Origin of the sequence: Modicisalibacter xianhensis, from assembly GCF_900113605.1 — a bacterium.
GTDB lineage: Bacteria > Pseudomonadota > Gammaproteobacteria > Pseudomonadales > Halomonadaceae > Modicisalibacter > Modicisalibacter xianhensis.
Genome location: NZ_FOPY01000015.1, coordinates 113239 through 135697 on the forward strand (window position 1 = coordinate 113239; position 22459 = coordinate 135697).

General features: G+C 62.8%; 20 protein-coding genes and 1 pseudogene. 13 read left to right on the forward strand and 8 right to left on the reverse strand.

Annotation, left to right across the window (positions count from 1 at the left end; all coding sequences use genetic code 11):
• The first annotated feature begins 148 nt into the window (after positions 1 to 148).
• From BM194_RS16935 to BM194_RS16950, 4 genes are all read left to right on the forward strand, one after another.
• Complete coding sequence (locus BM194_RS16935; RefSeq protein ID WP_092849213.1) at positions 149 to 1126, forward strand: TRAP transporter substrate-binding protein; 978 nt, start codon at positions 149 to 151, stop codon at positions 1124 to 1126.
• A gap of 63 nt (positions 1127 to 1189) precedes the next feature.
• On the forward strand, positions 1190 to 1705 hold the full coding sequence (locus tag BM194_RS16940) for a TRAP transporter small permease (protein WP_244890996.1): 516 nt from the start codon (positions 1190 to 1192) through the stop codon (positions 1703 to 1705).
• Between the two features lie 2 nt (positions 1706 to 1707).
• Positions 1708 to 3000 (forward strand): TRAP transporter large permease, encoded by a 1293-nt coding sequence (locus BM194_RS16945; protein WP_092849218.1) that lies wholly within the window; start codon positions 1708 to 1710, stop codon positions 2998 to 3000.
• A 65-nt stretch (positions 3001 to 3065) separates the two neighbouring features.
• Positions 3066 to 4016: an NAD-dependent epimerase/dehydratase family protein gene (locus BM194_RS16950; RefSeq protein ID WP_092849220.1), complete on the forward strand. Its 951-nt coding sequence runs from the start codon at positions 3066 to 3068 to the stop codon at positions 4014 to 4016.
• Between the two features lie 13 nt (positions 4017 to 4029).
• Here the strand turns inward: BM194_RS16950 and BM194_RS16955 are convergent, their stop codons facing one another.
• The 4 genes from BM194_RS16955 to BM194_RS16970 form a co-directional block, all read right to left on the reverse strand.
• Positions 4030 to 5364 (reverse strand): NAD(P)-binding domain-containing protein, encoded by a 1335-nt coding sequence (locus BM194_RS16955; protein ID WP_092849223.1) that lies wholly within the window; start codon positions 5362 to 5364, stop codon positions 4030 to 4032.
• The gene (locus BM194_RS16960; RefSeq protein ID WP_092849225.1) at positions 5361 to 5921 is read right to left on the reverse strand and encodes an OsmC family protein; all 561 of its coding nucleotides are present in this window, start codon (positions 5919 to 5921) and stop codon (positions 5361 to 5363) included. Before BM194_RS16960 ends, BM194_RS16955 begins: the two co-directional genes overlap by 4 nt.
• A 120-nt stretch (positions 5922 to 6041) precedes the next feature.
• Positions 6042 to 6578, reverse strand: coding sequence for a nickel-binding protein (locus BM194_RS16965; RefSeq protein WP_177223452.1), 537 nt, complete (start codon positions 6576 to 6578; stop codon positions 6042 to 6044).
• The gene (locus tag BM194_RS16970) at positions 6571 to 9588 is read right to left on the reverse strand and encodes an ATP-binding protein (protein ID WP_092849229.1); all 3018 of its coding nucleotides are present in this window, start codon (positions 9586 to 9588) and stop codon (positions 6571 to 6573) included. The genes BM194_RS16965 and BM194_RS16970 overlap by 8 nt, the downstream gene beginning before the upstream one ends.
• Positions 9589 to 9747: 159 nt before the next feature.
• Between BM194_RS16970 and cysK the strand changes: the two genes are divergently transcribed.
• The 3 genes from cysK (at position 9748) to BM194_RS16985 (ending at position 12720) form a co-directional block, all read left to right on the forward strand.
• Entirely contained in the window at positions 9748 to 11241 is a 1494-nt protein-coding gene (gene cysK, locus BM194_RS16975; RefSeq protein ID WP_092849231.1) for a cysteine synthase A, read from the forward strand.
• A 27-nt stretch (positions 11242 to 11268) separates the two neighbouring features.
• Positions 11269 to 11901, forward strand: a complete 633-nt coding sequence (locus BM194_RS16980; protein ID WP_244890997.1) for a carboxymuconolactone decarboxylase family protein — start codon at positions 11269 to 11271, stop codon at positions 11899 to 11901.
• A 78-nt stretch (positions 11902 to 11979) separates the two neighbouring features.
• Positions 11980 to 12720 (forward strand): ParA family protein, encoded by a 741-nt coding sequence (locus BM194_RS16985; protein WP_092849234.1) that lies wholly within the window; start codon positions 11980 to 11982, stop codon positions 12718 to 12720.
• A 7-nt stretch (positions 12721 to 12727) separates the two neighbouring features.
• Here the strand turns inward: BM194_RS16985 and BM194_RS16990 are convergent, their stop codons facing one another.
• The gene (locus BM194_RS16990; protein ID WP_092849236.1) at positions 12728 to 13516 is read right to left on the reverse strand and encodes a sulfite exporter TauE/SafE family protein; all 789 of its coding nucleotides are present in this window, start codon (positions 13514 to 13516) and stop codon (positions 12728 to 12730) included.
• Between the two features lie 54 nt (positions 13517 to 13570).
• The gene (locus BM194_RS16995; RefSeq protein ID WP_218155418.1) at positions 13571 to 14257 is read right to left on the reverse strand and encodes a GntR family transcriptional regulator; all 687 of its coding nucleotides are present in this window, start codon (positions 14255 to 14257) and stop codon (positions 13571 to 13573) included.
• Between the two features lie 142 nt (positions 14258 to 14399).
• Here BM194_RS16995 and dctP point away from each other — a divergent pair, with 142 nt between their 5' ends.
• The 5 genes from dctP to BM194_RS17020 all read left to right on the forward strand — a co-directional run bounded on the left by dctP (position 14400) and on the right by BM194_RS17020 (position 20246).
• Complete coding sequence (dctP, locus tag BM194_RS17000) at positions 14400 to 15398, forward strand: TRAP transporter substrate-binding protein DctP (RefSeq protein WP_092849238.1); 999 nt, start codon at positions 14400 to 14402, stop codon at positions 15396 to 15398.
• 90 nt (positions 15399 to 15488) lie between these two features.
• Entirely contained in the window at positions 15489 to 16028 is a 540-nt protein-coding gene (locus BM194_RS17005) for a TRAP transporter small permease (RefSeq protein WP_092849241.1), read from the forward strand.
• Positions 16012 to 17340, forward strand: coding sequence for a TRAP transporter large permease (locus tag BM194_RS17010; protein ID WP_092849244.1), 1329 nt, complete (start codon positions 16012 to 16014; stop codon positions 17338 to 17340). Before BM194_RS17005 ends, BM194_RS17010 begins: the two co-directional genes overlap by 17 nt.
• Positions 17341 to 17364: 24 nt before the next feature.
• Complete coding sequence (locus BM194_RS17015) at positions 17365 to 18723, forward strand: malonyl-CoA decarboxylase (protein WP_092849246.1); 1359 nt, start codon at positions 17365 to 17367, stop codon at positions 18721 to 18723.
• The gene (locus tag BM194_RS17020) at positions 18720 to 20246 is read left to right on the forward strand and encodes a malonate--CoA ligase (RefSeq protein ID WP_092849248.1); all 1527 of its coding nucleotides are present in this window, start codon (positions 18720 to 18722) and stop codon (positions 20244 to 20246) included. The genes BM194_RS17015 and BM194_RS17020 overlap by 4 nt, the downstream gene beginning before the upstream one ends.
• Positions 20247 to 20345: 99 nt before the next feature.
• Here the strand turns inward: BM194_RS17020 and BM194_RS17025 are convergent, their stop codons facing one another.
• Complete coding sequence (locus BM194_RS17025; RefSeq protein WP_092849251.1) at positions 20346 to 20822, reverse strand: YbhB/YbcL family Raf kinase inhibitor-like protein; 477 nt, start codon at positions 20820 to 20822, stop codon at positions 20346 to 20348.
• A gap of 228 nt (positions 20823 to 21050) precedes the next feature.
• Positions 21051 to 21845, reverse strand: coding sequence for a hypothetical protein (locus BM194_RS17030; RefSeq protein ID WP_218155419.1), 795 nt, complete (start codon positions 21843 to 21845; stop codon positions 21051 to 21053).
• Positions 21846 to 22167: 322 nt separating this feature from the next.
• On the opposite strand from BM194_RS17030, the pseudogene BM194_RS17035 reads away from it, so the two are divergent.
• Positions 22168 to 22459: pseudogene (locus tag BM194_RS17035) on the forward strand (transposase); the annotation flags it as partial.

Sequence of the window (22459 nt, forward strand, 5' to 3'; positions counted from 1 at the left end):
CTCCCAGTCGTCACCCATCACAACAACAAGAGACAGGAGGACGTCATGCCAACCTGGATCTCCCTTCCCCGGCGCTCCCGGCGACACGCGTCGCCATCAACGCACCTCGCGTTCCATGCCAGCCCATGAGTCCAAGGAGATGACCACCATGAAACTAACAACCACCCGTAGTTTCGTACTTGCCAGCGCGATGACGCTGGGCGTGTCCCTGCCCGTCGCCGCACAGGAACTCGCCATCGCCATTCACGTCGACCCGGCACATGCCATGTTCAAGGTGGGCGAACGCCTGAAACAGACCATCGAGGAGCAGACCGACGGCGAGATGACCGTCACCTTGCTCGGTACCGAGGTCGGTGGCGAGCGTGACCACCTGGAAGGCGTCAGCTACGGGGAATACGACATCGCCCTTGGCGGCTCGATGCCCATGACGCTCTATGCGCCCAAGTTCGCCGCCGCCGACCTGCCCTTCGTCTACGACTCGAGCGACGAGGCCCGCCAGGTCTACGAAGGCGACACCGGGGACGCCATCAACAAGCAGCTCGTGGCCAACGGCAACATGCGCCTGGTGGGCCTGTCGGCACGCAACCCGCGCAATCTGACCTCCAACATGCCGGTGAAGTCGCCCGAGGATATCCAGGGCGTGCGCATGCGCGTCCCGGAAATTGCCCCTTGGGTGAAGGTCTGGGAACAGGTCGGCGCCCTGCCCAGCCCCATCGCCTGGCCCGAGGTCTATACCTCGCTGCAGACAGGCGTGATCGAGATGCAGGAAAACCCGGTCGACCTGATCTATGCCGGCAAGCTGTACGAGGTGCAGGACTACATCAACCGCACGGAGCATGTGTACTCCTTCTTCCACTGGCTGATGAACGAGGATTTCTACCAGGGTCTGTCCGATGAGGACCGGGAGATGCTGCTGTCCGCCATCGACGAGGCCACCCAGTGGGGGGACGAACTCGTCGCCCAGGGACAGGAAGAGGTCTACCAGAAGCTGAAGGACGAAGGCATGGAAGTCGTCGAGCCGGATGTCGCGGCTTTCCGTGAAGCGGCCAAGCCGGCCGTCGAGGAGATCGCCCAGGGCTATGACCCTGCCGTCCGCGATTACGTCATGTCGCTGATCAACCAATAAGCGCATGCCGGCCCGCATCGCGACGCCGCGATGCGGGCCCTCCATCCTCGCCAGGAGGTGCTCGTGAGTCTTCGTTCCTTCGTCACCAGCGCATTGACCCTGTTCTGGTCGCTGCTGACCACCGTCGTGGTCACGGCCTTCTGCCTGATGCTCGTGGTCATGGCCATCCAGGTGATCTCACGCTACACGCTGGGCCTCGCCGTGCCATGGACCGATGAAGTCTCGCGTTACCTGTTCCTTGCCGAGATCTTCCTCGGCTCCGTGCTGGCGCTACGCTATCAGGAACATATCCGCGTGACGGTGGTGACCGACCTGCTGCCCGCCAGGGTGGCGCACCTCGTCGCGGCCCTGGCCGACCTGATCGGCATCGTGGTGCTGCTCATGCTCATGGGGGGGGCCTGGAACATGATGGAACGTACCGCCGGTGTATTTGCCAGCACGTTCCGCATGAGCTTCTCGTACGTCTATTTGATGCAGTTCATCGCCGCCCTGCTGATGGTGATCCTGCTGGTCGATCAGTGCCAGCGCCACCTGCGTGGCAAGCCCGTCATCTCCCCCGCCAAGCCCTGGAGCGATTGAGCATGGAAGTCTTCGTCATCATGTTCGTGGGCCTGATCGGCCTGCTGATGCTGGGGCTGCCAGTGGCCTTCGCAATGATTGCCTCATCGGCGCTGGTGCTGGGCTATACCCGCGGCTTCGATGCCATCCCGCTCGAGATGATCGCCCAGCGCACCCTCTATGGCGTGAACAGCTTCACGCTACTGGCCATTCCGGCCTTCCTGTTGATTGGCCGGCTGATGAACGCCGCCGGCATTTCCGACCGGGTCTTCGATATCGCGCGCTGCACCGTAGGCCATCTCAAGGGCGGCCTCGGTCACGTCAACGTGCTGGCCAGCATGCTGTTTGCCGGCATGTCCGGCTCGGCCGTGGCCGATGCCGGCGGCCTGGGCGCCGTCGAGATCAAGGCCATGAAGGACGATGGGTTTCCCACCGATTTCAGTGCCGCCGTCACCGCCAGTTCGGCCACGATCGGGCCGATCATTCCCCCCAGCATTCCCGCAGTCATCTATGGCGCCCTGGCCAATGCCTCGATTGCCGCCATCTTCCTGGGCTCGATCCTGCCGGGCCTGTTCATGGGCCTGGGCCTGATGCTCATGGTCGGCGTGATTTCCCACCGGCGAGGCTACCCGACCCGGGCCCGTGCCACGCTGCAGGAGTTCGCCCGTGCCCTGGCACGTGGCCTGCTGCCGATGCTGACCCCGCTGATCATCATCATCGGTATCCTGTCGGGCCTGTTCACGCCGACCGAAGCCTCGGTCGTGGCCCTGCTCTATTGCCTGATCATCTCGTTCGGCATCTATCGCTCGATCAGCGTGCGTGACTTCATCGGTATCCTGCGTGCCACTGCCATCGACACGGCCGTGCTGCTGCTGATCATCGCCGGCAGTGCCCTCTACAGCTGGGTCCTGGCGCGCTACCAGGTCACGGCGCTGGTCGCCGATTTCCTGCTGGCCACGGTCACCGACCCGCTGATGCTGTTGCTGCTGCTGAGCCTGTTCATCCTGCTGATCGGGCTTTTCGTCGACTCCGTGCCGGCGCTGTTCCTGCTGACTCCCCTGCTGGTGCCGGTGGTCGTGCAGTACGGCATCGACCCGGTGCATTTCGGCGTGTTGATGATCTTCAACCTGATGATCGGCTTGATCACCCCTCCGGTAGGTACCGTGCTGTTCACGATCCAGAAGATCACCAACCTGCCGCTTTCGAGTCTGATCCGGGCCACGCTGCCCTTCTATATTCCGCTGCTGGCGGTCCTGATCCTGATCACCTGCTTCCCGTCGATCGTCATGTTCCTGCCGGATCTGGTGTTGCGATAGCACGGGAGCCCAACCAGCCACGCAAGGCCAACGTCCTTCGGGACCTATCATGAAGGAGACATACCATGGCGGTATTGATTACGGGCGGCCTGGGCCATGTCGGTTCCTGGGTGGCCCAGATGCTGGCCAGCCAGGGCAAGAAAGTCATCATCTGTGACATGGCGGCCAAGCATTTCGACACCCTGGGACTGGATTACCTGGAAGCGGTCCGTGACAAGCTGGTGCTGGAAGCGGTCGACGTGCTGGATTACCACACCCTGTTCGAGACGCTATTGACCTACCGCGACGAGCTCGAAGGGGTCATTCACGGCGTCTCTGTCATCGCCGGCCCCAGCTTCCAGCAACGTCCGTTCCGCAATATTTCGGTCAATACCCTGGGGACGCTCAACGTCTACGAGACTTGCCGCATCCTCGGCATCAACAAGGTCGTCAACATGAGTTCGGGCGCCGTCTATGGCGACGCCGCCGGTCCGCAGCATGAGACCACGCCCTACAAGGCCACCGACCTTTACGGTGCCACCAAGATCTCCGGCGAGCTGTTCGGTGACCAGTACACCGAGACCTACGGCATGGACATTCGCCATGCCCGCCTGTTCTTCGTCTATGGTCCCGGCAAGCGACCGTCGCACATGCATCAGGTCTACCAGGCCCTGTTCGGGCCACTCGAAGGCCTCAGTGACGTCCAGGCACCCAACGGGCGGGACCAGGCCCTGGACTGGACACACGTCCACGACACGGCACGAGGCATCGTGCTGCTGTTCGAGAAAGCCAGCGTCCAGGCGCGGCATTTCAATATCTCCTGCGGCGTGACCGTCGACCATCAGGCCATCGTCGACGAGGTCGAGCGGCTGCTGGGCAAGTCGAGCAACATGCAACTGGGACCGGGACCGTTCGTGGTGCGAGGGTCGCCGCTGGATATTTCGCTGGCCAGGGACGAGCTGGGCTTTACGCCCACCTACACAGATATCCGGCAAGGCCTGGAAAGCTACCGGGACTGGCTGGACCAGTCCCCCTGAGCAATCGCGAAGTCTACAGGCATAGACTCCCCCTGGAATGTAGTCTGGCGATCCCGCTTCTCGACATGCCTGGCCTGCCTTTCCGGTTGGCCAGGTAATCGGCGAGATGGGCACTGAGTTCGCGCGCATCGTCGTCGACCCCGTGGATGAAGCTCGACTTGCGCCGGCGCATGAAAGGCAGCCCCATCACGTACAGCCCTGGGGCATCGACAATGCCGCCATCATGGCGCAGACGCCCCCGCGGGTCGAACACCGGGACGTGCAACCAGGCATGGTCGGGCTTGAAGCCGGTTGCCCACACGATCGTACGGATCTCGCCTCGCCCGAGGTCGAGACTCAGCTTCGGGGAGCGAGGAACGCGCGTGGGTGCCAGGCGCTCCGGCGCCGGGCATGATTCGTCCAGCCCATGCCGGCGGCACCAGTCGTCGATGGTCTCGAGCAACCGGCCGAGCTTGAGATCCGCCGATGCGCAATGGTTGGCCAGCGAGCCGGAAAACTGCAGTGTCCGGTCGCGCCGCCCAACCAGCCGCCCCACCAGCGCCACCCCCCGGTCGGTCAAGGTGTTCAGGTCGAGGGTCCTGTGCTCAGGGCTACCGATCAGTTGCGGTGACGGCACTTGCCGGGCTCGTACGATGTCGTCGACTTCATCATGTCGTTGATCCAGGATACCCAGGGTATCGAGCCACCGGTGGATGTCACGGCCACGGTAACGGCGCGGCATACGGACGTGTTCACCGACCGCCAGCGTCACCGGACGGCCGGAGCGCTGAATCTCGTCGGCCAACTGCAGCCCTGTGGCGGAGGCCCCTACGACCAGTACGCCCCCCTCCGGCAACTGGCTTGGTCGGCGATACTCACGTGCACTCAGGGTGGCGACCGTGGCGGGAAGGTCCCGGGCCAGCGCGGGAATGAGTGGTCGACTGCAAGCGCCGCTGGCGATGACCACCGCACGGCAACGCCAGGCACCGCCGTCCGTCATGACATGATATCCCCCTTCGACCGGATGCACCGATGTCACCGTCGTCCCGGTAAGCATCGGTGCCGTGAGTCGCTCGGCATAACGGCAGATAAAGTCGGCCACCTCCGGCATCGTCATGAACCCCTCGGGATCGGGGCCCGCATAGCGGACCCCGGGCAACCGGCACTGCCAGTTCGGTGTAAGCAGTCTCAGTGAATCCCAGCGCTCATTGCGCCATGAATGGGCAATCTCGCCGCGCTCCAGCACCACATGATCGATGGAACGCGCCTGAAGATAGTGACTCATGGCGAGTCCGGCCTGCCCTGCGCCGATCACCACGACAGTAGCCGCTCGGCACGAGGCGGCAGCCCGTCGAGACGCATTGCTCATTTCACGGTTACCGAAACGTTGGTGGGATTGGTCAGGATATCGTAGACCGCCGAGCGCTTCTGAGACTGGGCGACCAGCGCTTCGATCTCTTCCCGGGAGGCCTCGGCATCGATTTCGAAAGTGACCCTGACATCGTCGAAGCCGTTGCGGATCTCGCTGTCCATGCCCAGGATGCCCTGAATGTCCATGCTGCCTTCCAGCGTGGCATTGACGGCACGCAACTGAATGCCACGGTGCTGAGCAACGGCCGCAATGCCCGCACTGAGGCATCCGGCCAGGCCGACCAGCACATATTCCACCGGCGTTGCGCCGTGGTCCTCCGAGGCGAAGACCTCAGGGTGATCCGTATCGAAGTGGAAACGCTGCTTGTGGCGCTGTTCGTCACCGAGCCCGTGATAGCCCTCCACGGTTGCCTGGCTATGCGTGCCATTGACCCAGCGTGACGTTGCCCGCCAGGTAAAACGTGCCGCCTCCGGGGCCTGTGCCAGTGCCTGTCGGGCTCCCAGCAGGGCATTGACGTTCACGCCGTTGTCAATCTGAAGGGTTTGGGTATGCATGACCGTGACTCCTGAAACTCTGTTCGTGATCCGGTGTGTAACCGGTACGAACAGCCTGGAAGCGCGGCGTGGAACCCAGCGTGGAAACACACGTGGTATTTCAGGTCCAGCCCCGAATGGCTATGTCGTCGGGGGAAGAATTGTCTGGAACGCCCAGACACGATCCATCGGCATGCCGATCTGGCGCTGAGCCTGACGCACCGACTCGGCATCGCCGGCACGATAAAGGCAGAGCATGCGTCGGGCATCACACGAGAAAAAGGTGCGCACGAAGCGTACCCGGTAATCGGACAGGCAGCCCACCCCGGCATCCTCCAGCGCCTGTATTCGGGCCAATTCCACTGCCTGTGCAAAGCTGCGCTCCACCAGCACGTTGGCATTGGCCGGTCCCTCTGCCGTTTCTCCTGGCGCTTCATGAACCGTGCCTGGCCACAATCTGCTTGCATCGGCCTTGGCCTGACGCAACGCGATACGACACGACTCGACATCGGGTGCCTGGAACCGGCATACCAAGCGGCACCCATCACGGGAGAGCAGGCTGCCCCGCCAGGCAACCCGGTGCAGGGCAAAGCAGGGCAATGCCTCATGCGTCAGGGAGGCAATCACCTCGACCGTGAATGGCGCGGCAAAAGTGCGTTCGAGAAAGAGATCAATCATGCTCCATTCGCACCTCCGCCAGCAGTTCCTGCACCCGGCGCCAGGCCCACCGGGCAACCGGCGCCTGCCGAAAGCCATCCACGGCAGCCGCATGCTGCAGGCCGCCGGCCTCCTTTCCGGTCATGCAATTGGCCCGGGCAAGAACGCAGTGAGCCAGGGCCGCTTCCGTCGCCCTTTCCAGCGCCTGGGCATAGGTGAGCGCCTCATCGGCCCGCCTTGCCGCCATAGCCGCACGCCCACGCGCCAAGTCCAGCAGGGCAGCGCGAGTCAGCAGATAAGCCAAGCGGTACTTGGCATCGGCCTGACGCAAGGCATCCAGTGAAGCGACGAAAGCTGTCTCGTCATCGTCGATGGCATAACGACACAATCCCTGCGCCGCTTCTGCAAACGGGGCCTCGCTCCCATCGCGAAGCTTGTGAGCCAACTCGGTCAGCGCGACACAACGCTCCAGGGCGGCAGGAAAGTCATCACGCTCGATGTCCAGCATCAACAGGTATTCGTTGGCCTGAAACTCTCCCAGCCGATCCCCACTCGCCCGGTACAAGGTGCGCGCAGCCTGATAGTGTTCCTCGGCCTCTTCCAGGCGATCGGCATGGAAATGCAACAATCCAAGCGCCATGGGGATAGCAGGACAGTCGGTCAGGCGTCGCCCGGCCAGCGCCTGGACTTCCTTCAGCATGGCCTGCGCCTGGCCCAGGTTGCGCTCCAGCATGGCCAGGCACTTCGCCGTTTCGGCCAAGGCAATGATGTGTTCCTGGTCGGTGCCTCCGCGCGTGACACGTTCTGCCTGCAGTGCAGCCTCCCGAGCCACCCGCCATTCACCGTGGGCCCAGCGAACCGTGCTGGCCAGTTGGTAACCAAGCCGTGCATGAGCGAGTTCGCCGTGCTCCAGGGCCTGCTCCGCCAGGCTCACCAGCTCGCTGGCCCGGGTCTCCCAGTCCTCCGGTGTTTCGGCACTGAGCATGATCTCGTTCAGTTCAAGGGTCAGGCAGATTCTTCGTGCCTCGGGCAAGCGTGCCGCCAGGCCGATGCCGTTGCGCGCCAGCTTCAGGGCATCACCATTGGCAAAGAAACGCAGGCAAAGGCGTCCGGCACATACCATGGCCCGGGCTGCCAGATCGACATCACCCCCCTGCAGGGCATGGTGGGCAAGCCCAGCGGCACGCTCGAGATCAAGCGTGGTGTCCTGCTCAAGCAGTTCAGCGACCCGCCGATGCATCATCTGGCGCCTGGCGGGAGGCATGGACTGATAGACCCCTTGGGCGACCAGATCGTGGGAAAAGGCCAGGCCCTGTTCGTCGGTATGTAAAAGCCCCAGTCGTTCCGACGCCTCGAGCGCTGCATCGATGTGCTCGGTCGCCAGGCCAGTAACGCGGCGCAGGACTGTCGGCTCGATACGTGGCGCCAGCAAGGCAGCCCAGCGCATGACCTCGGCAGCTTGCGGGTCAAGATGGTCGAGACGCTCCCGCACCAGCTCTTCGAGTGACAGCCCGCTGTCACCTGCGGCCTGGGCCCGTGCCAGTTCGATGGCAAGCAGCGGATTGCCGCGCGCGCCCATCGCGAGCCGGGCAATGTCGGCTTGTGGCGCCAGACGAGCGATCAGCATGCGCGCGGCGTCTTCTGGCAGCGGATCCAGTCTGAGCTCCTCGAGCAGCCCGTCATGACGCAATCCTCGCAGGGCGGGCAGCAAGGCGCTGCCCTGCAAGCCGGCATCGCGAGCCGCCAGTATGCCGAGCAGTGGCTTGTCGGGATTCATGCGGGCGACGTAATGCAATGCGGCAGCACTGGATTCATCGCACCATTGCATGTCGTCGAAGAGAATGGCGACCGGACGCTGCTGGCAGGCCTCGACGAGTCGGCGGTTCAGGCTCGCGAACAATCGATCACGGTTATCGTGTTCCGTGATCTCCTCGGCACCGGCTGCGTCGAGCCGGCGAAAGGCGTCGATCCACAAGGCATAGGGACGCAGCGTATCGGCTTCGATCGCACTGGCCTCGATCAGGTAGGCACCCGATTCACGCAAGTGCTTGGCCACTATCGAAAGCAGGTGAGTCTTGCCGATTCCGGGCTCCCCTGAGAGCAACACGAAAGCGGCCCGAGGCTGTCTGCACACCTGGGCGAAGAGAGCGAGCAACCACTGCAGTTGCCCTTGCCGTCCGACTGGTTCGCGTTCCTCGGGTGGACCGGTCGGGAGTGATGTCGCTGGCAGATTGGCAGGAGGCGACTCGCCAGGGCGACCCGGCGGCATGCTCCAGCCGACTCGCCGGGCTTGATGGAAGGTATCGGACGGCGTCACGCCCCCCTTGCGCAGCACCCCCACGCCAAGCCGGTACTGCTGCTCGGCCTCGTCGGGCCGGTTCACGGCCACGAGCAAACGGATCAGCGTGGACCAGGCTACCTCGTCGTAGGGGGCCAGGCGTGCCCATGCCCGAGCATAGGGCAGGGCTTGGGGGGGCTGCGCCGCCAGACGCTTGACCAAGGTAGCCAGCACACTGGCTTGCTGTCGCACGGCCTTCTCGCGCTCAGCCAGGCACCAGGCCTGGAAATCATGGCAACGCGACAGGTCGAGGTTTTCCAGTAGTTCGCCACGATAACGCTGGGCCACGGCCTCGAGCACCGGCGTCGAGGCTTGCTCGAGCCCCTCGCGAACAGCGTCATCCAGCGCCAGTGCATCGATGTCTGCCCCCGAGCTATCAAATCCGACATTCAGGCGGTCGGAGACGATTCGCGGCTGCCCCGGCTCATCGACCAGACGACGCAGCTTGGACAGGCTCCAACGCAACGCCCCGCGGGGATCATCGGGCACTTCCCAGAAGACCTCGCACAAGTGTTCCCGACCCAGAGGTCGGTGATGCAATGCCAGGTAGGCCAGTAGGGCACGTGTCTTGCGGGAGGGCGGAAGCGGCATGAGTCGTCCGTCACGAATCACTTCGAGACCACCCAGGAAATTGAGTGTCAACGCGCCCATGTCGACGCCCCCCGCACGCTCCCTCTCCATTATAGTGAGCATTTGCTAACTTCGGAGGCTTCATTATTCAGGGCCTCGGCATACCCGATTCCTGTCCCGCTTCTTCGCTGGAGAAAAACCACGCTGGTTCACACGTTGATTACCTCGCAGGCCGGCGAGGCTGATCGCTATCCAATGACGATGAGCGACAGGAGAGAGAACATGGCCCGCTACGAGAGCATTCTGGATACCATCGGCGATACCCCCTCGATTCGATTGGCTCGCCTCGCCCCTCCAGGTGTGAACGTCTACGTCAAGGTCGAAGCCTTCAATCCCATGGGCTCGGTCAAGGACCGCATGGCGCTGGCTGTCATCGAGGATGCGGAGCAACGTGGCGAACTGCGCCCGGGTCAGACGGTCATCGAGGCCACGAGCGGCAACACGGGCATCGGCCTGGCCATGGTCTGTGCCCGCAAGGGCTACCCACTGGTGGTGACCATGGCAGAGAACTTCAGCGTGGAGCGGCGCAAGTTGCTGCGTTTCCTGGGGGCCCGCGTCGTACTGACCCCAGCAGCGGAAAAGGGTACTGGCATGCTCAACAAGGCCAGGGAACTGGCCGACCGGCATGGCTATTTCCTGTGCCGCCAGTTCGAAAACGAAGCCAATGCCGAGGCGCATACCCGCACGACGGCCCAGGAAATACTCGCCGATTTCGCCCGGGACCCCCTGCACTATTGGGTAACAGGCGCCGGCACGGGCGGCACGCTCAAGGGCGTGGCCCGAGTCCTTCGCCAGGAAAGCCCCGCGACCCGGATCATTGTCGCCGAACCGGACAATGCCCAGGTGCTGGGCAGCGGCATTGCCCAGTTGCGTGACGCCGACGGCTATCCGGCGGCCAGCCATCCGCGCTTTCGCCCGCACCTGATGCAAGGCTGGAGCCCCGACTTCATTCCTCGGCTGACCGAGGATGCCCTGCTAGCCCAGCATGTGGATGAGGTGATCCCCGTCGCCGGTAGCGAAGCCTTGCGCCTTGCTCGCGAACTGGCACGTCAGGAGGGCATCTTCGTCGGCATTTCCAGCGGCGCCACGCTGGCTGCCGCGCTGGCAATCGCACGCCAGTCGGCACCAGGGACGAATATCCTGTGCATGCTGCCCGATACGGGTGAGCGCTACCTGTCCACACCGCTTTTCGAGGAGATCGGTGATGAGATGAACGAGGCGGAGCTTCTCCTGTCACGCTCCACGCCGGGCTACCGTTTCGATACCGTGCCGGTGGCCTCCGCACCTGTCGCCTCGACGGTGCCGGTGACGCTGGATGCCGGAGCCGAGCGTTTCGTGGACGCGGTCATTTCTCGGGAACCGGTAGTGATGTTTGCCCTTGAGTGGTGCGAATTCTGCTGGTCGGCTCGCAAGCTGTTCGCTCGGCTCGGCATCGAATACTACAGCGTCGACCTCGACTCGGTCGCATTCCAGGAAAACGATTTGGGCGGCAAGCTGCGCCCGGTACTGGCGGCACGCACCGGTGCCGCGACCATTCCACAGATCTTTGTCGGCGGGCAACTGATCGGTGGATGCACCGACCTGTTCGATGCCTGGCGCAGCGGAGAATTGCGCAAACGCCTCGACGAGTGCGGTATCGCTTATGACACCGAACTCGAGGTCGATCCCTATTCCCTGCTTCCCAAGTGGCTGCACCCGCGGAAGACGGTTGCCTGAAACGTGTGTTCATTTGTCAGGAGGAACATGTCCATGCCCTTCATCGACACCTTGGCCATGGAGCATCTACCGCAGGAAACGCGTGAAATGTATGCGCGTCAACAAGCCCACTTCGGCTATTTGCCAAACTACGCCACGGTATTTTGCTATCGCCCCGATGTCATGGCGAGTTGGGCAGCGCTGCTGGCCAGCATCCGTCGCCATGTGTCACCCAGACGCTTCGAACTCGCCACCCTGGCCGCCGCCCAGACGCTGGGCAACAGCTATTGCGCCCTGGCTCATGGCAGGGCGCTGGCCTCCCTGGTCAGTCCCGACGTTGTGCTGGACATCGCGGAAGGTCGCGAGCCGTCGGGCCTGACCGACGAGGAACGGGCAATCCTGCCATTTGCATGCCAGGTGGCCCGCGATGCCACACAAATCACCCAAGACGATATAGACCGGCTACGCCATGCCGGACTCGACGATGCGGCCATCTTCGATATCGTCGCCGTCACGGCGGCACGCGCCTTCTTTACCAAGGTGCTCGATGGACTGGGCGTCCAGGCAGATAGCGCTTTTGCGGACATGGACGCTGGCCTGCGCCAGGCACTGACCGTGGGCAGGCCAATCGAACGTCCTGCAGAGGCACACCCGCCAGCATGGCGGGTCGATATGGAGTGAACGTCACATTTCTGTCATCGTGTAACGGCAAGCTGACACCAGAAAGCCAGCCACAAACGACAATGACGGAGATCCCGCATGCAAATGCTGGCCCTTTACAGCATCAAGGGCGGCGTGGGCAAGACCGCTTCCGCTGTCAATCTGGCGGCGGAGGCAGCGCTTGCCGGCAAGCGCGTTCTGCTCTGGGATCTCGACCCGCAAGCGGCGACTACGTTTTACCTGAAAAGCAAGGCCAAGGTCAGAGGCGGCATCGACAAGCTGGTCAAGGGCAAGGCAACGCTCGACAAGGTCATCCGTGCCACCGAGATCGAGCGTCTCGACCTGCTGCCTGCCTCGTTCGGCTCACGCGAGATGGATCGCCTGCTGGAAGGCCGCAAGCCGAGCCGGTTGCGCAAGATCCTCAAGCCGATCAACGACGACTACGATCTAGTGCTGCTGGACTGCCCGCCCAATCTGTCGGCCCTGTCCGACCAGGTCTTCTCCAGTATCGATGCGCTGCTGGTGCCTGTCGTACCGTCCACCCTGTCCATGCGCACCCTGACCCTGCTGCGTGAGCATCTCGATGGCCAGGACCAGCCCTGCCCGGTGTGGCCCTTCGCCACTCTGGTCGACCGACGCAAGCGGCTGCATCGCGATACGCTGGAAACGCTCCCTGAGCAGTGGCCGCTACGGCTCTCGGCCACGATCCCCTATGCCAGTGTCATCGAGCGCATGGGTGTGGAGCAGGCTCCGGTGGCCAGTTTCGCCCGGCGCACCCGGGCCGCCCAGGCCTACACCGCCTTGTGGGAAGAAGTGGCGGGGCGACTTGGCAACGCCTGAGAGGGTGTTACAACAGGATCTTGATACCCACCAGAAGAATGACCAGCGCGAACAGCTTCCGGAGCATGCCGGCGGGCAAGTGGTGAGCCACGGCGACCCCCAGCCTTGCCGACGGCACGCTCCATAGCACCATGCCCAGAAACGCCGGCCAGTAGAGAAAGCCCGTGGCGTAGTCGGGCAATCCGGCGTGTCGGTAGCCCGTGACCACGAAAGTCAACGCGCCGAAGGCGGCAATCGGAATCCCGCAGGCCGCCGACGTGCCCACGGCCCGGGTCATGCTCGCCCCGCTGCGCAGCAGCCAGGGCACGCTGAGCACGCCCCCGCCAATCCCGAACAGCGAGGAAACCGTGCCGATCACGGTGCCGGCACCCAGCGTCTGCAACGCGCCGGCCCCTTCGTCCGACGGTCGGGGCATGCGCGAGAGCAGGAATCTCAGCGAGAGCAGGATCAGGAATATCCCGAACAGCCACTGCAATTGCTCCGCCGGCAGCACGCTCGCCAGCACCCCGCCGAGGATCGCTCCAGTGATCAATCCTGGCAGCAACCGGGCCAGCAGCCCCTTGGCGACGGCACCCCGCCGCCAGTGGCCGAAGGCCGAGGACGAGCCCGTCACGGCGATGGTGACCAACGAGGTACCGATGGCCGCGTGAGTCATCACTGCCGGGTCCATGCCCTGCTGGGCGAAGGCAAACAGCAACGCCGGCACGATGACGACACCGCCCCCGATGCCAAACAGCCCGGCGATGAAGCCGGCCGTAATGCCGACCAGGGAATAGAACAGGAAAGCAAACAGCATGGAATGGCTCGCGTCAGCGTGAACGTTCGGTCGAGAAAGTGCCGGTCGGCATTATCAGGACCACTCGGGCTCACTGGCCCGGTTCAGATCCTTGACGCTCGCCACCAGATCGCTGAACCGCTCGCCCTGGACCAGCACATGGGAGCGTAGCGTGCGTTCGGCCGCCTCGGTATCGCCCGCCTCGATCGCCGCCACGATATGCCGATGCTCTTCCAGTGACGACTGCATGCGGTGGCGTACCTTGAGCTGCAGGCGCCGGTAGGGTTTCAGGCGCATCTTCAGCTGGCGGGCCTCATCGGCCAGGAAGGCGTTGTGGCTGGCGGCGTAGATGCAGTTGTGGAAGGTCTCGTTCTCGTAATAGTACTCGTCGGTATCGCCGTCGAGTGCCGCCTGTTCGCAGCGTTTCAGGGCACCCTGCAGTTCGGCCAGCTCCTGGGGCGAGATACGCCGGGCGGCGAGTCGCCCGCACATGCCCTCGAGTTCGGCCATGACCTCGAACATCTCGATCAGCCGATCGATGCCGACCTGGGCCACGAACGTGCCCTTCTTGGGCTGCACGATGACCAGCCCACTGGCTACCAGTTGCTGGATAGCCTCACGGACTGGTGTGCGCGAGACGTTGAACTCCTGTCCCAGGGCTTCGGGATCGAGACGCTCCCCCGGTGCACGATGTCCGTTGAGGATGTCGTTTTCCAGCGCGTCCCTGAGTCGCTGTGCATTGGATGGCTTCAGGCCGCTCACGCTTTTACCTCCCGGTCCGCTCGCCTGCCACTAACGTCTAGTGCCAGGCAATTGACATGAATATATCAGCGCCACTATTAAAGTATACATCAGCTCGTCTGATATATACCTAGCACAATAACAATCGATAGGAGACGCCAACATGAAAGCCACTTCACTCGCGGCAATGGCCTCGCTCGGCCTGGCCGTCGCTTTCAGCTCTGCCGCATCTGCCGAGACCGTTCTGCGCGCCTCGCACCAGTTCCCGGGAGGCAAGGGCGATGTGCGTGACGAAATGGTCCAGCTCATGGCCAAGGAGGTCGAAGCCGCGGATGTCGACCTGAAGATCCAGGTCTATCCGGGCCAGTCGCTGTTCGACGCTCAGGAGCAGTGGGGCGCCCTGGTCCGTGGCCGCCTGGACATGACGGCCTTGCCTCTGGACTACGCCAGCGGTCGCCACCCCGAATTTTCCGCCACGTTGATGCCCGGCCTGGTGCGTAGCCACGAGCGTGCCCAGCGCCTCAACGATTCCGAATTCATGGACATGATCAAGGAGGTGATCAACGAGGCCGGCGCCAAGGTGCTTGCCGATGCCTGGCTTGCGGGTGGCTTCGCCTCGAACAAGCAGTGCATCACCTCGCCGGATACCGTCCAGGGCCAGACCATGCGCGCCGCGGGCCCCGCTTTCGACGAGATGCTCGCCACCGCCGGGGCGTCGATCGCCTCGATGCCCTCGTCGGACATCTACACGGCCATGCAGACCGGCGTGCTCGATGGCGCCAACACCTCCTCCGGCTCGTTCGTGTCCTACCGCATCTACGAGCAGGTCACCTGCCTGACCGCCCCCGGCGAGAACGCCCTGTGGTTCATGTATGAACCGATCCTGATCTCCCAGCAGAGCTGGGATCGGCTCAATGAGGAACAGCAGAAAGCGTTGACCGAGGCCGGCCAGAAGGCAGAAGAATATTTTGCCGGTGAAGCCGCTGCCCTCGACCAGAAGATGGTCGACGTGTTCAAGGAGAATGGCGTCGAGGTCGTCACCATGTCCCCGGAAAACTACGAGGACTGGCTACAGATCGCCAAAGAGAGTTCCTACAAGACCTTTGCCGAGAACGTACCCAACGGGCAAGCCCTGATCGACGCGGCCCTGGCCGTGGAGTGATCCCGATGCCCGGCGTCACTGCCGGGCCCTCGCTTCCTCTGGAACCGCCTCACCCGAGGCGGTCCTCCATTCACTGATGAGGGAGGCATCATGGCCCATTCCTCGAGCCCCTCGCTCCTGCCCAACCGGGGCGCGACGGGTGCCTACATTCGCGTGATGGATGCCGTCTCAGGCGCCACGGCCGTGCTTGCCGCGGCAGCCCTGGCCGCCGGCGTGCTCGCCGTCTGCCACATGATCTTCATGCGCTATGCCCTGGGCCAGAGCACGATCTGGCAAACCGAGTTTGCGGTGTTCTCGATTACCGGCGCCATGCTGCTCGGCGCTCCCTATGTCCTGCTCACCGGCGGCCACGTCGCCGTGACCGTGCTGCCCGACGCCCTGAGCGGCTGGCCCCGGAAACTCATGCTGCTGACCGCGTCGCTGGTGGGCCTGAGCTTCTGTGTCGCGCTGGCCTATGGAGCCTGGCTGTACGTCCTCGAGGCGTGGCATGGCGGCTGGACCACCGGCACGGTCTGGAATCCGCCGCTATGGCCGGCCCTGCTGCCCATGGCCATCGGTGCCAGTCTGCTCTCGCTGCAATACGTGGCGGAAATCCTTCGCGGGGAGGCCAACCATGGATCCAGTCACTAGCGGTATCCTGATCGTCATCGCCTTGATGGTGCTGATGGCCATCGGTACGCCGATTGCCTTTGCCCTGGGCAGTGTGTCCCTGGGCGCCCTGGTACTCAACCGGGGCATGGGAGAGCTGACCTACTTCGGCGAGACGTTCTTCGGCAGCCTCGCCACGTTCAGCTTCATGGCCATCCCCATGTTCATCCTGATGGGCGCTGCCGTGGCATCGTCGCCCACCGGGCGCGACCTGTATCGCTCCCTCGACCTGTGGCTGGGGCGCGTCCCTGGCGGCCTGGCGATCTCGAATATCGGCGCCTGTTCGATTTTCGCCGCCTTGTCCGGCTCGTCACCGGCCACCAGTGCAGCGATCGGCAAGCTGGGCATCCCCGAGATGCGCAAGCGCGGTTATCCGGATGGCGTGGCCGCCGGCTGTATCGCTGCCGGCGGTACGCTGGGCATCCTGATTCCGCCGTCGGTGACCATGATCGTCTACGGCATTTCCACCGAGACCTCGATCGGCCGGCTATTCATTGCCGGTGCCCTGCCCGGGGTCATGCTGGCCCTGTTGTTCATGGCATGGACACTGATCGCCTGCAAGCTCGCCGGCGGCTACAACGCGCCGAACCCGGTGGTCGAGGCGGCATCCCAGGTCAAGGAGAACGTCGAGGGCAATCTCAAGGCGCTGGTGCGGGTGTTGCCGTTTCTGGTAGTGGTCACGGGCATTCTGTTCGCCCTTTACGGCGGGGTCGCGACGCCGTCCGAGGCGGCCGGTGCCGGGGCTTTCCTGTGCCTGGCCCTGGCCATCGTGGTCTATCGCATGTGGCAGGCGAAGCCGCTGAAGACCGTGATGCGCGACGCACTGCGCGAAAGCGTGATGATCATGCTGATCATCGCCACCGCCGAGATCTTCGCCTATGCGCTGTCGTCGATGTTCATCACCCAGACCGTGGCCGGCGCCATCGCCGATCTCGAGGTCAATCGCTGGGTGCTGATGGGGATCATCAATGTGTTCCTGCTGGTGGCCGGCTTCTTCCTGCCCCCGGTGGCGGTAATTGTGATGACCGCACCGATCCTGCTGCCGATCATCACGGCGGCGAACTTCGATCCCTACTGGTTTGCGGTGATCCTGACCATCAACCTGGAGATCGGCCTGATCACCCCTCCGGTCGGCCTGAACCTCTTCATTATCAAGGGCATCGCCCCGGACATCGCGCTGCGCGACGTGCTGCTGGGCAGCCTGCCCTACGCCCTGTGCATGGTGCTGGGTATCGTGCTGTTGTGCTTCTTCCCGGGGATCGCCACCTGGCTACCCGACCTGATGATGAACTGACCGTCACCGACGAGAGAAGCGACCATGAACATGAGCTTTCTACAGGAACTGTTCAGTACCATCACCCAGCGGGACGCCCTGCGCCGACAGCGCTCCGACGCCCGAGCCCCGGTCGATCACGAGCGGGTAATCGCGGCATGCCGAGCGTTGCTGGAAAGCGATGGCGAGGCCTCCAGCATCACCCTGGCCAGCCGCGCTCTCGATCTGTATACGCGGCTCGACGAAACCGAGAAGCTGCGCTTCTTCGAGCGCCTGACCGGCGAGTTCTCGGCCAACGCCGAGCGTATCGATGAAGCCTACCAGCGCTATCAGGCATCCCGCGACGACTGCGATCTGCAGGCCTTGTTCAATGTCTGCGAGCCCAGTCGCCAGGAAGTGTTGAGGCGTCTCAACCTGACTACCGACGGCACTCACGAACTGGTGGGCATGCGCGAGGACCTGCTGGGCGTGCTCAAGGCACATCCCGGCCTGCAGCCCCTGAACGACGACTTTGCCCACCTGTTCGCCTCGTGGTTCAACCGCGGTTTCCTGGTCCTGCGGCGCATCGACTGGAATACTCCGGCAGCGATCCTCGAGCGCATCATCCACTACGAGGCGGTGCACGAGATCCAGGACTGGAACGACCTGCGCCGGCGCCTGGACGCCCGTGACCGGCGTTGTTTCGCGTTCTTTCACCCGGCCATCGGCGACGAGCCGCTGATCTTCGTGGAAGTCGCGCTCTACAAGGGGCTACCCGACCAGATCCAGCCCATCCTCAGCGGGACGCACCGGCTCATCGAGGACCCGGACGTCGCCGATACCGCCGCCTTCTTCGGCATCAGCAACTGCCAGACCGGGCTGCGCGGCATCTCGTTCGGCAACTTCCTGATCAAGCAGGTCGTCCAGGAGCTCAAGCAGGAGTTGCCGAACCTGCGCCACTTCGTGACCCTGTCGCCGGTGCCCGGCTTTCGCCAGTGGCTGGACAGCCTGCAGGAACAGGAAGAGCGACTCGACGACGATGCCCACGAAACGCTGGCTCTGCTCGAGGACCCCGACTGGCACAGTGACCCGGCCAAGGCCGACCGCCTGCGGGACGTGGTCAAGCCCCTGGCGGCCCACTACCTGTTGCAGGAGAAGAACGCCAAGGGCCTGCCGCTGAATCCGGTGGCCCGCTTCCATCTCGGCAACGGGGCGGAACTGCATCGCATCAACTGGTTGGGCGACATCTCGGCCAAGGGCATCCAGCAGGCCGCCGGGCTGATGGTCAACTACCTCTATGTGCTCGAGGACATCGAGCGCAATCACGAACAATACACAACCAACGGCACCATCGCGTGCTCCTCGAGCGTACGCGACTTGCGGCGGCGTGCCCGAAAACTGCTCACGGGAGAAACGGAAAAATGAGCGACAATCTGTTCGAGACGTTTGCGGCGCGCATGCACGACCGCGGTGACGCCACCTTCATCGCCACCCGCGAGGGCAGGCACTATTCCTACCGTGAGGCGCTGGCGCACACGTCACGCATCGCCGGCGCCCTGCACGCACTCGGCGTTCGTCCCGGCGACCGCGTGGCGGTACAGGTCGACAAGAGTCCCGAAACGATTCTGCTGTATCTGGCCTGCCTGCGCCTGGGCGGCGTCTACCTGCCACTCAATACGGGCTATACCGCCGAGGAGATCCGCTACTTCCTCGGCGATGCCGAACCGGCGCTGTTCGTCTGCCGCCCCGAGGACCTCGAGGCTGCCCAGCGGGTCGCCGAGGAAACCGGCTGTCCGCAGGTCGCCACCCTGGGCACCCAGGCCGACGGCAGCCTGCTGGCACAGGCCGAGCAGGCCACGCCGTTCGAAACCATCGAGCCGCGTGATGCCAACGACCTGGCGGCGATTCTCTATACCTCGGGCACCACCGGACGCTCCAAGGGTGCCATGCTGACGCACCGCAACCTGGCCTCCAATGCAGCGTCGCTGGTCGAGGCCTGGCGCTTCAGCGAGAGTGATCGCCTGATCCATGCCCTGCCGATCTTCCACACGCATGGCCTGTTCGTGGCCTGCAACGTGATTCTCATGGCCGGGGCCAGCATGTTGTTCCTGCCACGCTTCGATGTCGACACGATCATCGAGGAACTGCCCAACGGCACAACGATGATGGGCGTGCCGACGTTCTATACGCGCCTGCTTCAGGACGACCGCCTGACCCGCGAGCTCACCGCCAACATGCGCCTGTTCACCTCCGGCTCGGCCCCGTTGACCGCCGAGACGCACCAAGCCTTCGAGCAACGCACCGGACATGCCATTCTCGAACGCTACGGCATGACCGAAACCAACATGAACACCTCCAACCCCTACGATGGCGATCGCATCGCCGGCACGGTGGGCACGCCACTGCCGGGCGTGGAGATCCGCATTACTGACCGCGAAACCCACGAACCAGTGGCTCAGGGCGAGATCGGCATGCTCGAGGTACGCGGCCCCAACGTGTTCATCGGCTACTGGCGCATGCCCGAGAAGACCCGCGAGGAACTCTTAGACGATGGCTTCTTCATCACCGGCGATCTGGCGATGGTCGACGAGCGCGGCTACGTGCATATCGTCGGGCGCGACAAGGACCTGGTGATTTCGGGCGGCTACAATGTCTATCCTAAGGAGGTGGAGCAGGTCATCGACGAGATAGACGGGGTAGTGGAATCTGCGGTCATTGGCGTGCCCCATCCCGATTTCGGCGAGGGCGTGACCGCCGTGGTGGTACGCGAGCCAGGCGCCGAGATCGACGAAGCGCAGGTCCTCAACTCACTGTCGGGGCATTTGGCCAAGTACAAACAACCCAAGCGGGTGTTCTTCGCCGACAGCCTGCCGCGCAATACCATGGGCAAGGTGCAGAAAAACCAGTTGCGCCAGCAGTACGAGGACACTTACGCCAAGGCCCGCTGAGGGCCCATACTTCGGCTACGCAGACCCAAAACGACACTCGGCGCCTCCCAGGGAAGGCGCCGAGTGCGTTTGCGGCGGCGTCTAGCAATCGAAGACTATTCAGTCACGGCGGTAAGTACCCACCAACCGGCTCATGCCGAGAATGTGCGGTTCGAGTTCATTGAGCAGTTCAGGCTGCGTCAGCCCCTCGGGCAGCTCGGTGAGGGTATCCAGCGCCAGCACCCAGAAATAGTACTGGTGCGGCCCATGGCCCTGCGGCGGCATGGGGCCACCGTAGCCGATGGCGCCGCCATCGTTGATACCGGCGGTGCCCAGCGTCGTGCCCTCTTCCAACGAGGTGACATCCGCCGACAGGTTGTAGAGCAGCCAATGGACGTAGCCGTAGCTACCATCTTTGACCAGCGGCGCATCCGGGTCGTGGCAGATCACCGCGAAGCCTTGCGTCCCCGCCGGCGCATCCTTCCAGCTCAGGGCCGGGGAGACATCCTCACCTTCCGCCGAATGGCACTTGGGAATAGCCCCGTTCGGCGTAAAGGCGGGACTTTCGACGTGCATGCTGGACGGTGCAAAGGGCATGAGGTTCCTCCCATGGAACGTAGTGATAGGTGAATCGAGCGACGTTATTGCGGCGGCTTGTGTGCATGAGATGGTGGTGGTAATGGAGGGTTCAACCCGTCGCGCGATTGCTTACCATAGCTCTGGGCCATACACCTTGATATTGATCTTCTTTTACATAACGCCCGGGCTCAGCGGCCGATTTGGAGGCGCAACGCACCGGCAAAGCGGTCGCTCTGTAGACGATGGTTAGGTGGCACTCCCACTCATGCCTTCAGGGTATGTTTTGCCTACTTCGCCAAAGGTGCTTTCGCCTTCCGTATGTATTCGCACAATTTCAGCGGTTCCAAGGCATCCCGTAATTGCAAGGTCGCAACCTTTGGGAACTACGGAGACTCTGAGCTTTCTCGCCCATGCTTCTAAAACTGTGCTCGAAGCGCTGAAAGCATTGAGGCCGTCTGAAAGTTCGGTTTCAATCTCAAGAATTCGTGGTAAACCAACCTTTCTCAGTTTCGCACGCAGCGTCCTATCGGAAAGCCAAAAATATGCAGACTCACCTCCCCAGCTTTCAAGGAGAGGTGAAACGCCCCCAGCGCTGTGATGCAGGGGTAAGGTGACGGTCCATAACCTTCCAGACCTGATGTCTTCTTGTGAATGGAAGGGGCTTTCTTGAAAGACCTGATCAGCTTCTTGCTGGCTTAACAGCTCCATAGCGACCATCTCATGAAGACGCTTTTGCAAAAACTCCAGTGATGAAGGGACCAGTTCCTGTTGCATCGTATTCACTTCATGATCCAATAATCGAGCGTAATGCCATACTCTTATTCGAGTTTCAGTCAGTATTGGTGTCAGCTCATGCTCCTGAAACCAAAGGTAGTCTGAGTAGAAACGATTTGGCTTCAAACTTTGGTAAGGCGAGCTATTCAACTGCTCGTCCAGCAATCTGCGCTTTTCAGAGTGATATTCGGCAACTAGCTGTGATTTCGCTTCTAGCGCACGCTGAAGCTCAATACTGAAGGTGTCTGGATTCCAGAGGTCAATCACGATGCTATTCGTCCTTTCTACCTAACAGGTGTCAGACGGCACGCTCGTTTTCCCACTTGAACGAGCAGGCGCGTTCAATAATCTTATCTACCCCGCCCTTTAGGGATTAAGTCATTGGTTAAATAACATAAGGGTAATTTGGCAATTTATGCAGAAATCGCGTGCCTGCTGCCTTTGCCGGCTCGGTCACCTGAAGAGCCCTCCATTCGCCCCGACGCCGTTTCGACCACGCTATCGCCAGGCGAAGCACTGAACTGTAGTGGTTCAATAAAACTGGACACCTATGTAGGTGGTACGCTTGCCACCCCTAGCGAGGTGTCTGATGACCAGAAAACGACGATCTTTCACGCCGGAGTTCAAGCAGGAGGCTGCTTGTCTGGTACTGGATGAGGGATATTCCATCACCGAAGCCAGCCGTTCGCTCGGCGTTGTGGAAAGCGCGCTGCGACGATGGGTAAGGCAGCTCGCGGAGGAGCGTGATGGTGTCACGCCCAAGTCCAAGGCACTGACGCCGGAGCAGCAGCGGATACAGGAACTGGAAGCCCAGGTCCATCGTCTGGAGCGGGAAAAAGCAATATTAAAAAAGGCTACTGCTCTCTTGATGTCGGACGAAC

What these genes read in the sequence shown, in the direction of transcription:
- BM194_RS16980 (WP_244890997.1), top strand. Translation starts at nt 11,269, where the DNA reads ATGTCCATGCCCTTCATCGACACCTTGGCCATGGAGCATCTACCGCAG.
- BM194_RS17005 (WP_092849241.1), top strand. Translation starts at nt 15,489, where the DNA reads ATGGCCCATTCCTCGAGCCCCTCGCTCCTGCCCAACCGGGGCGCGACG.
- BM194_RS16990 (WP_092849236.1), bottom strand. Translation starts at nt 13,516, where the DNA reads ATGCTGTTTGCTTTCCTGTTCTATTCCCTGGTCGGCATTACGGCCGGC.
- cysK (WP_092849231.1), top strand. Translation starts at nt 9,748, where the DNA reads ATGGCCCGCTACGAGAGCATTCTGGATACCATCGGCGATACCCCCTCG.
- BM194_RS16970 (WP_092849229.1), bottom strand. Translation starts at nt 9,588, where the DNA reads ATGCTCACTATAATGGAGAGGGAGCGTGCGGGGGGCGTCGACATGGGC.
- BM194_RS16950 (WP_092849220.1), top strand. Translation starts at nt 3,066, where the DNA reads ATGGCGGTATTGATTACGGGCGGCCTGGGCCATGTCGGTTCCTGGGTG.
- BM194_RS17015 (WP_092849246.1), top strand. Translation starts at nt 17,365, where the DNA reads ATGAACATGAGCTTTCTACAGGAACTGTTCAGTACCATCACCCAGCGG.
- dctP (WP_092849238.1), top strand. Translation starts at nt 14,400, where the DNA reads ATGAAAGCCACTTCACTCGCGGCAATGGCCTCGCTCGGCCTGGCCGTC.
- BM194_RS16960 (WP_092849225.1), bottom strand. Translation starts at nt 5,921, where the DNA reads ATGCATACCCAAACCCTTCAGATTGACAACGGCGTGAACGTCAATGCC.
- BM194_RS16955 (WP_092849223.1), bottom strand. Translation starts at nt 5,364, where the DNA reads ATGAGCAATGCGTCTCGACGGGCTGCCGCCTCGTGCCGAGCGGCTACT.
- BM194_RS16965 (WP_177223452.1), bottom strand. Translation starts at nt 6,578, where the DNA reads ATGATTGATCTCTTTCTCGAACGCACTTTTGCCGCGCCATTCACGGTC.
- BM194_RS16935 (WP_092849213.1), top strand. Translation starts at nt 149, where the DNA reads ATGAAACTAACAACCACCCGTAGTTTCGTACTTGCCAGCGCGATGACG.
- BM194_RS17020 (WP_092849248.1), top strand. Translation starts at nt 18,720, where the DNA reads ATGAGCGACAATCTGTTCGAGACGTTTGCGGCGCGCATGCACGACCGC.
- BM194_RS16985 (WP_092849234.1), top strand. Translation starts at nt 11,980, where the DNA reads ATGCAAATGCTGGCCCTTTACAGCATCAAGGGCGGCGTGGGCAAGACC.
- BM194_RS17025 (WP_092849251.1), bottom strand. Translation starts at nt 20,822, where the DNA reads ATGCCCTTTGCACCGTCCAGCATGCACGTCGAAAGTCCCGCCTTTACG.
- BM194_RS16945 (WP_092849218.1), top strand. Translation starts at nt 1,708, where the DNA reads ATGGAAGTCTTCGTCATCATGTTCGTGGGCCTGATCGGCCTGCTGATG.
- BM194_RS17010 (WP_092849244.1), top strand. Translation starts at nt 16,012, where the DNA reads ATGGATCCAGTCACTAGCGGTATCCTGATCGTCATCGCCTTGATGGTG.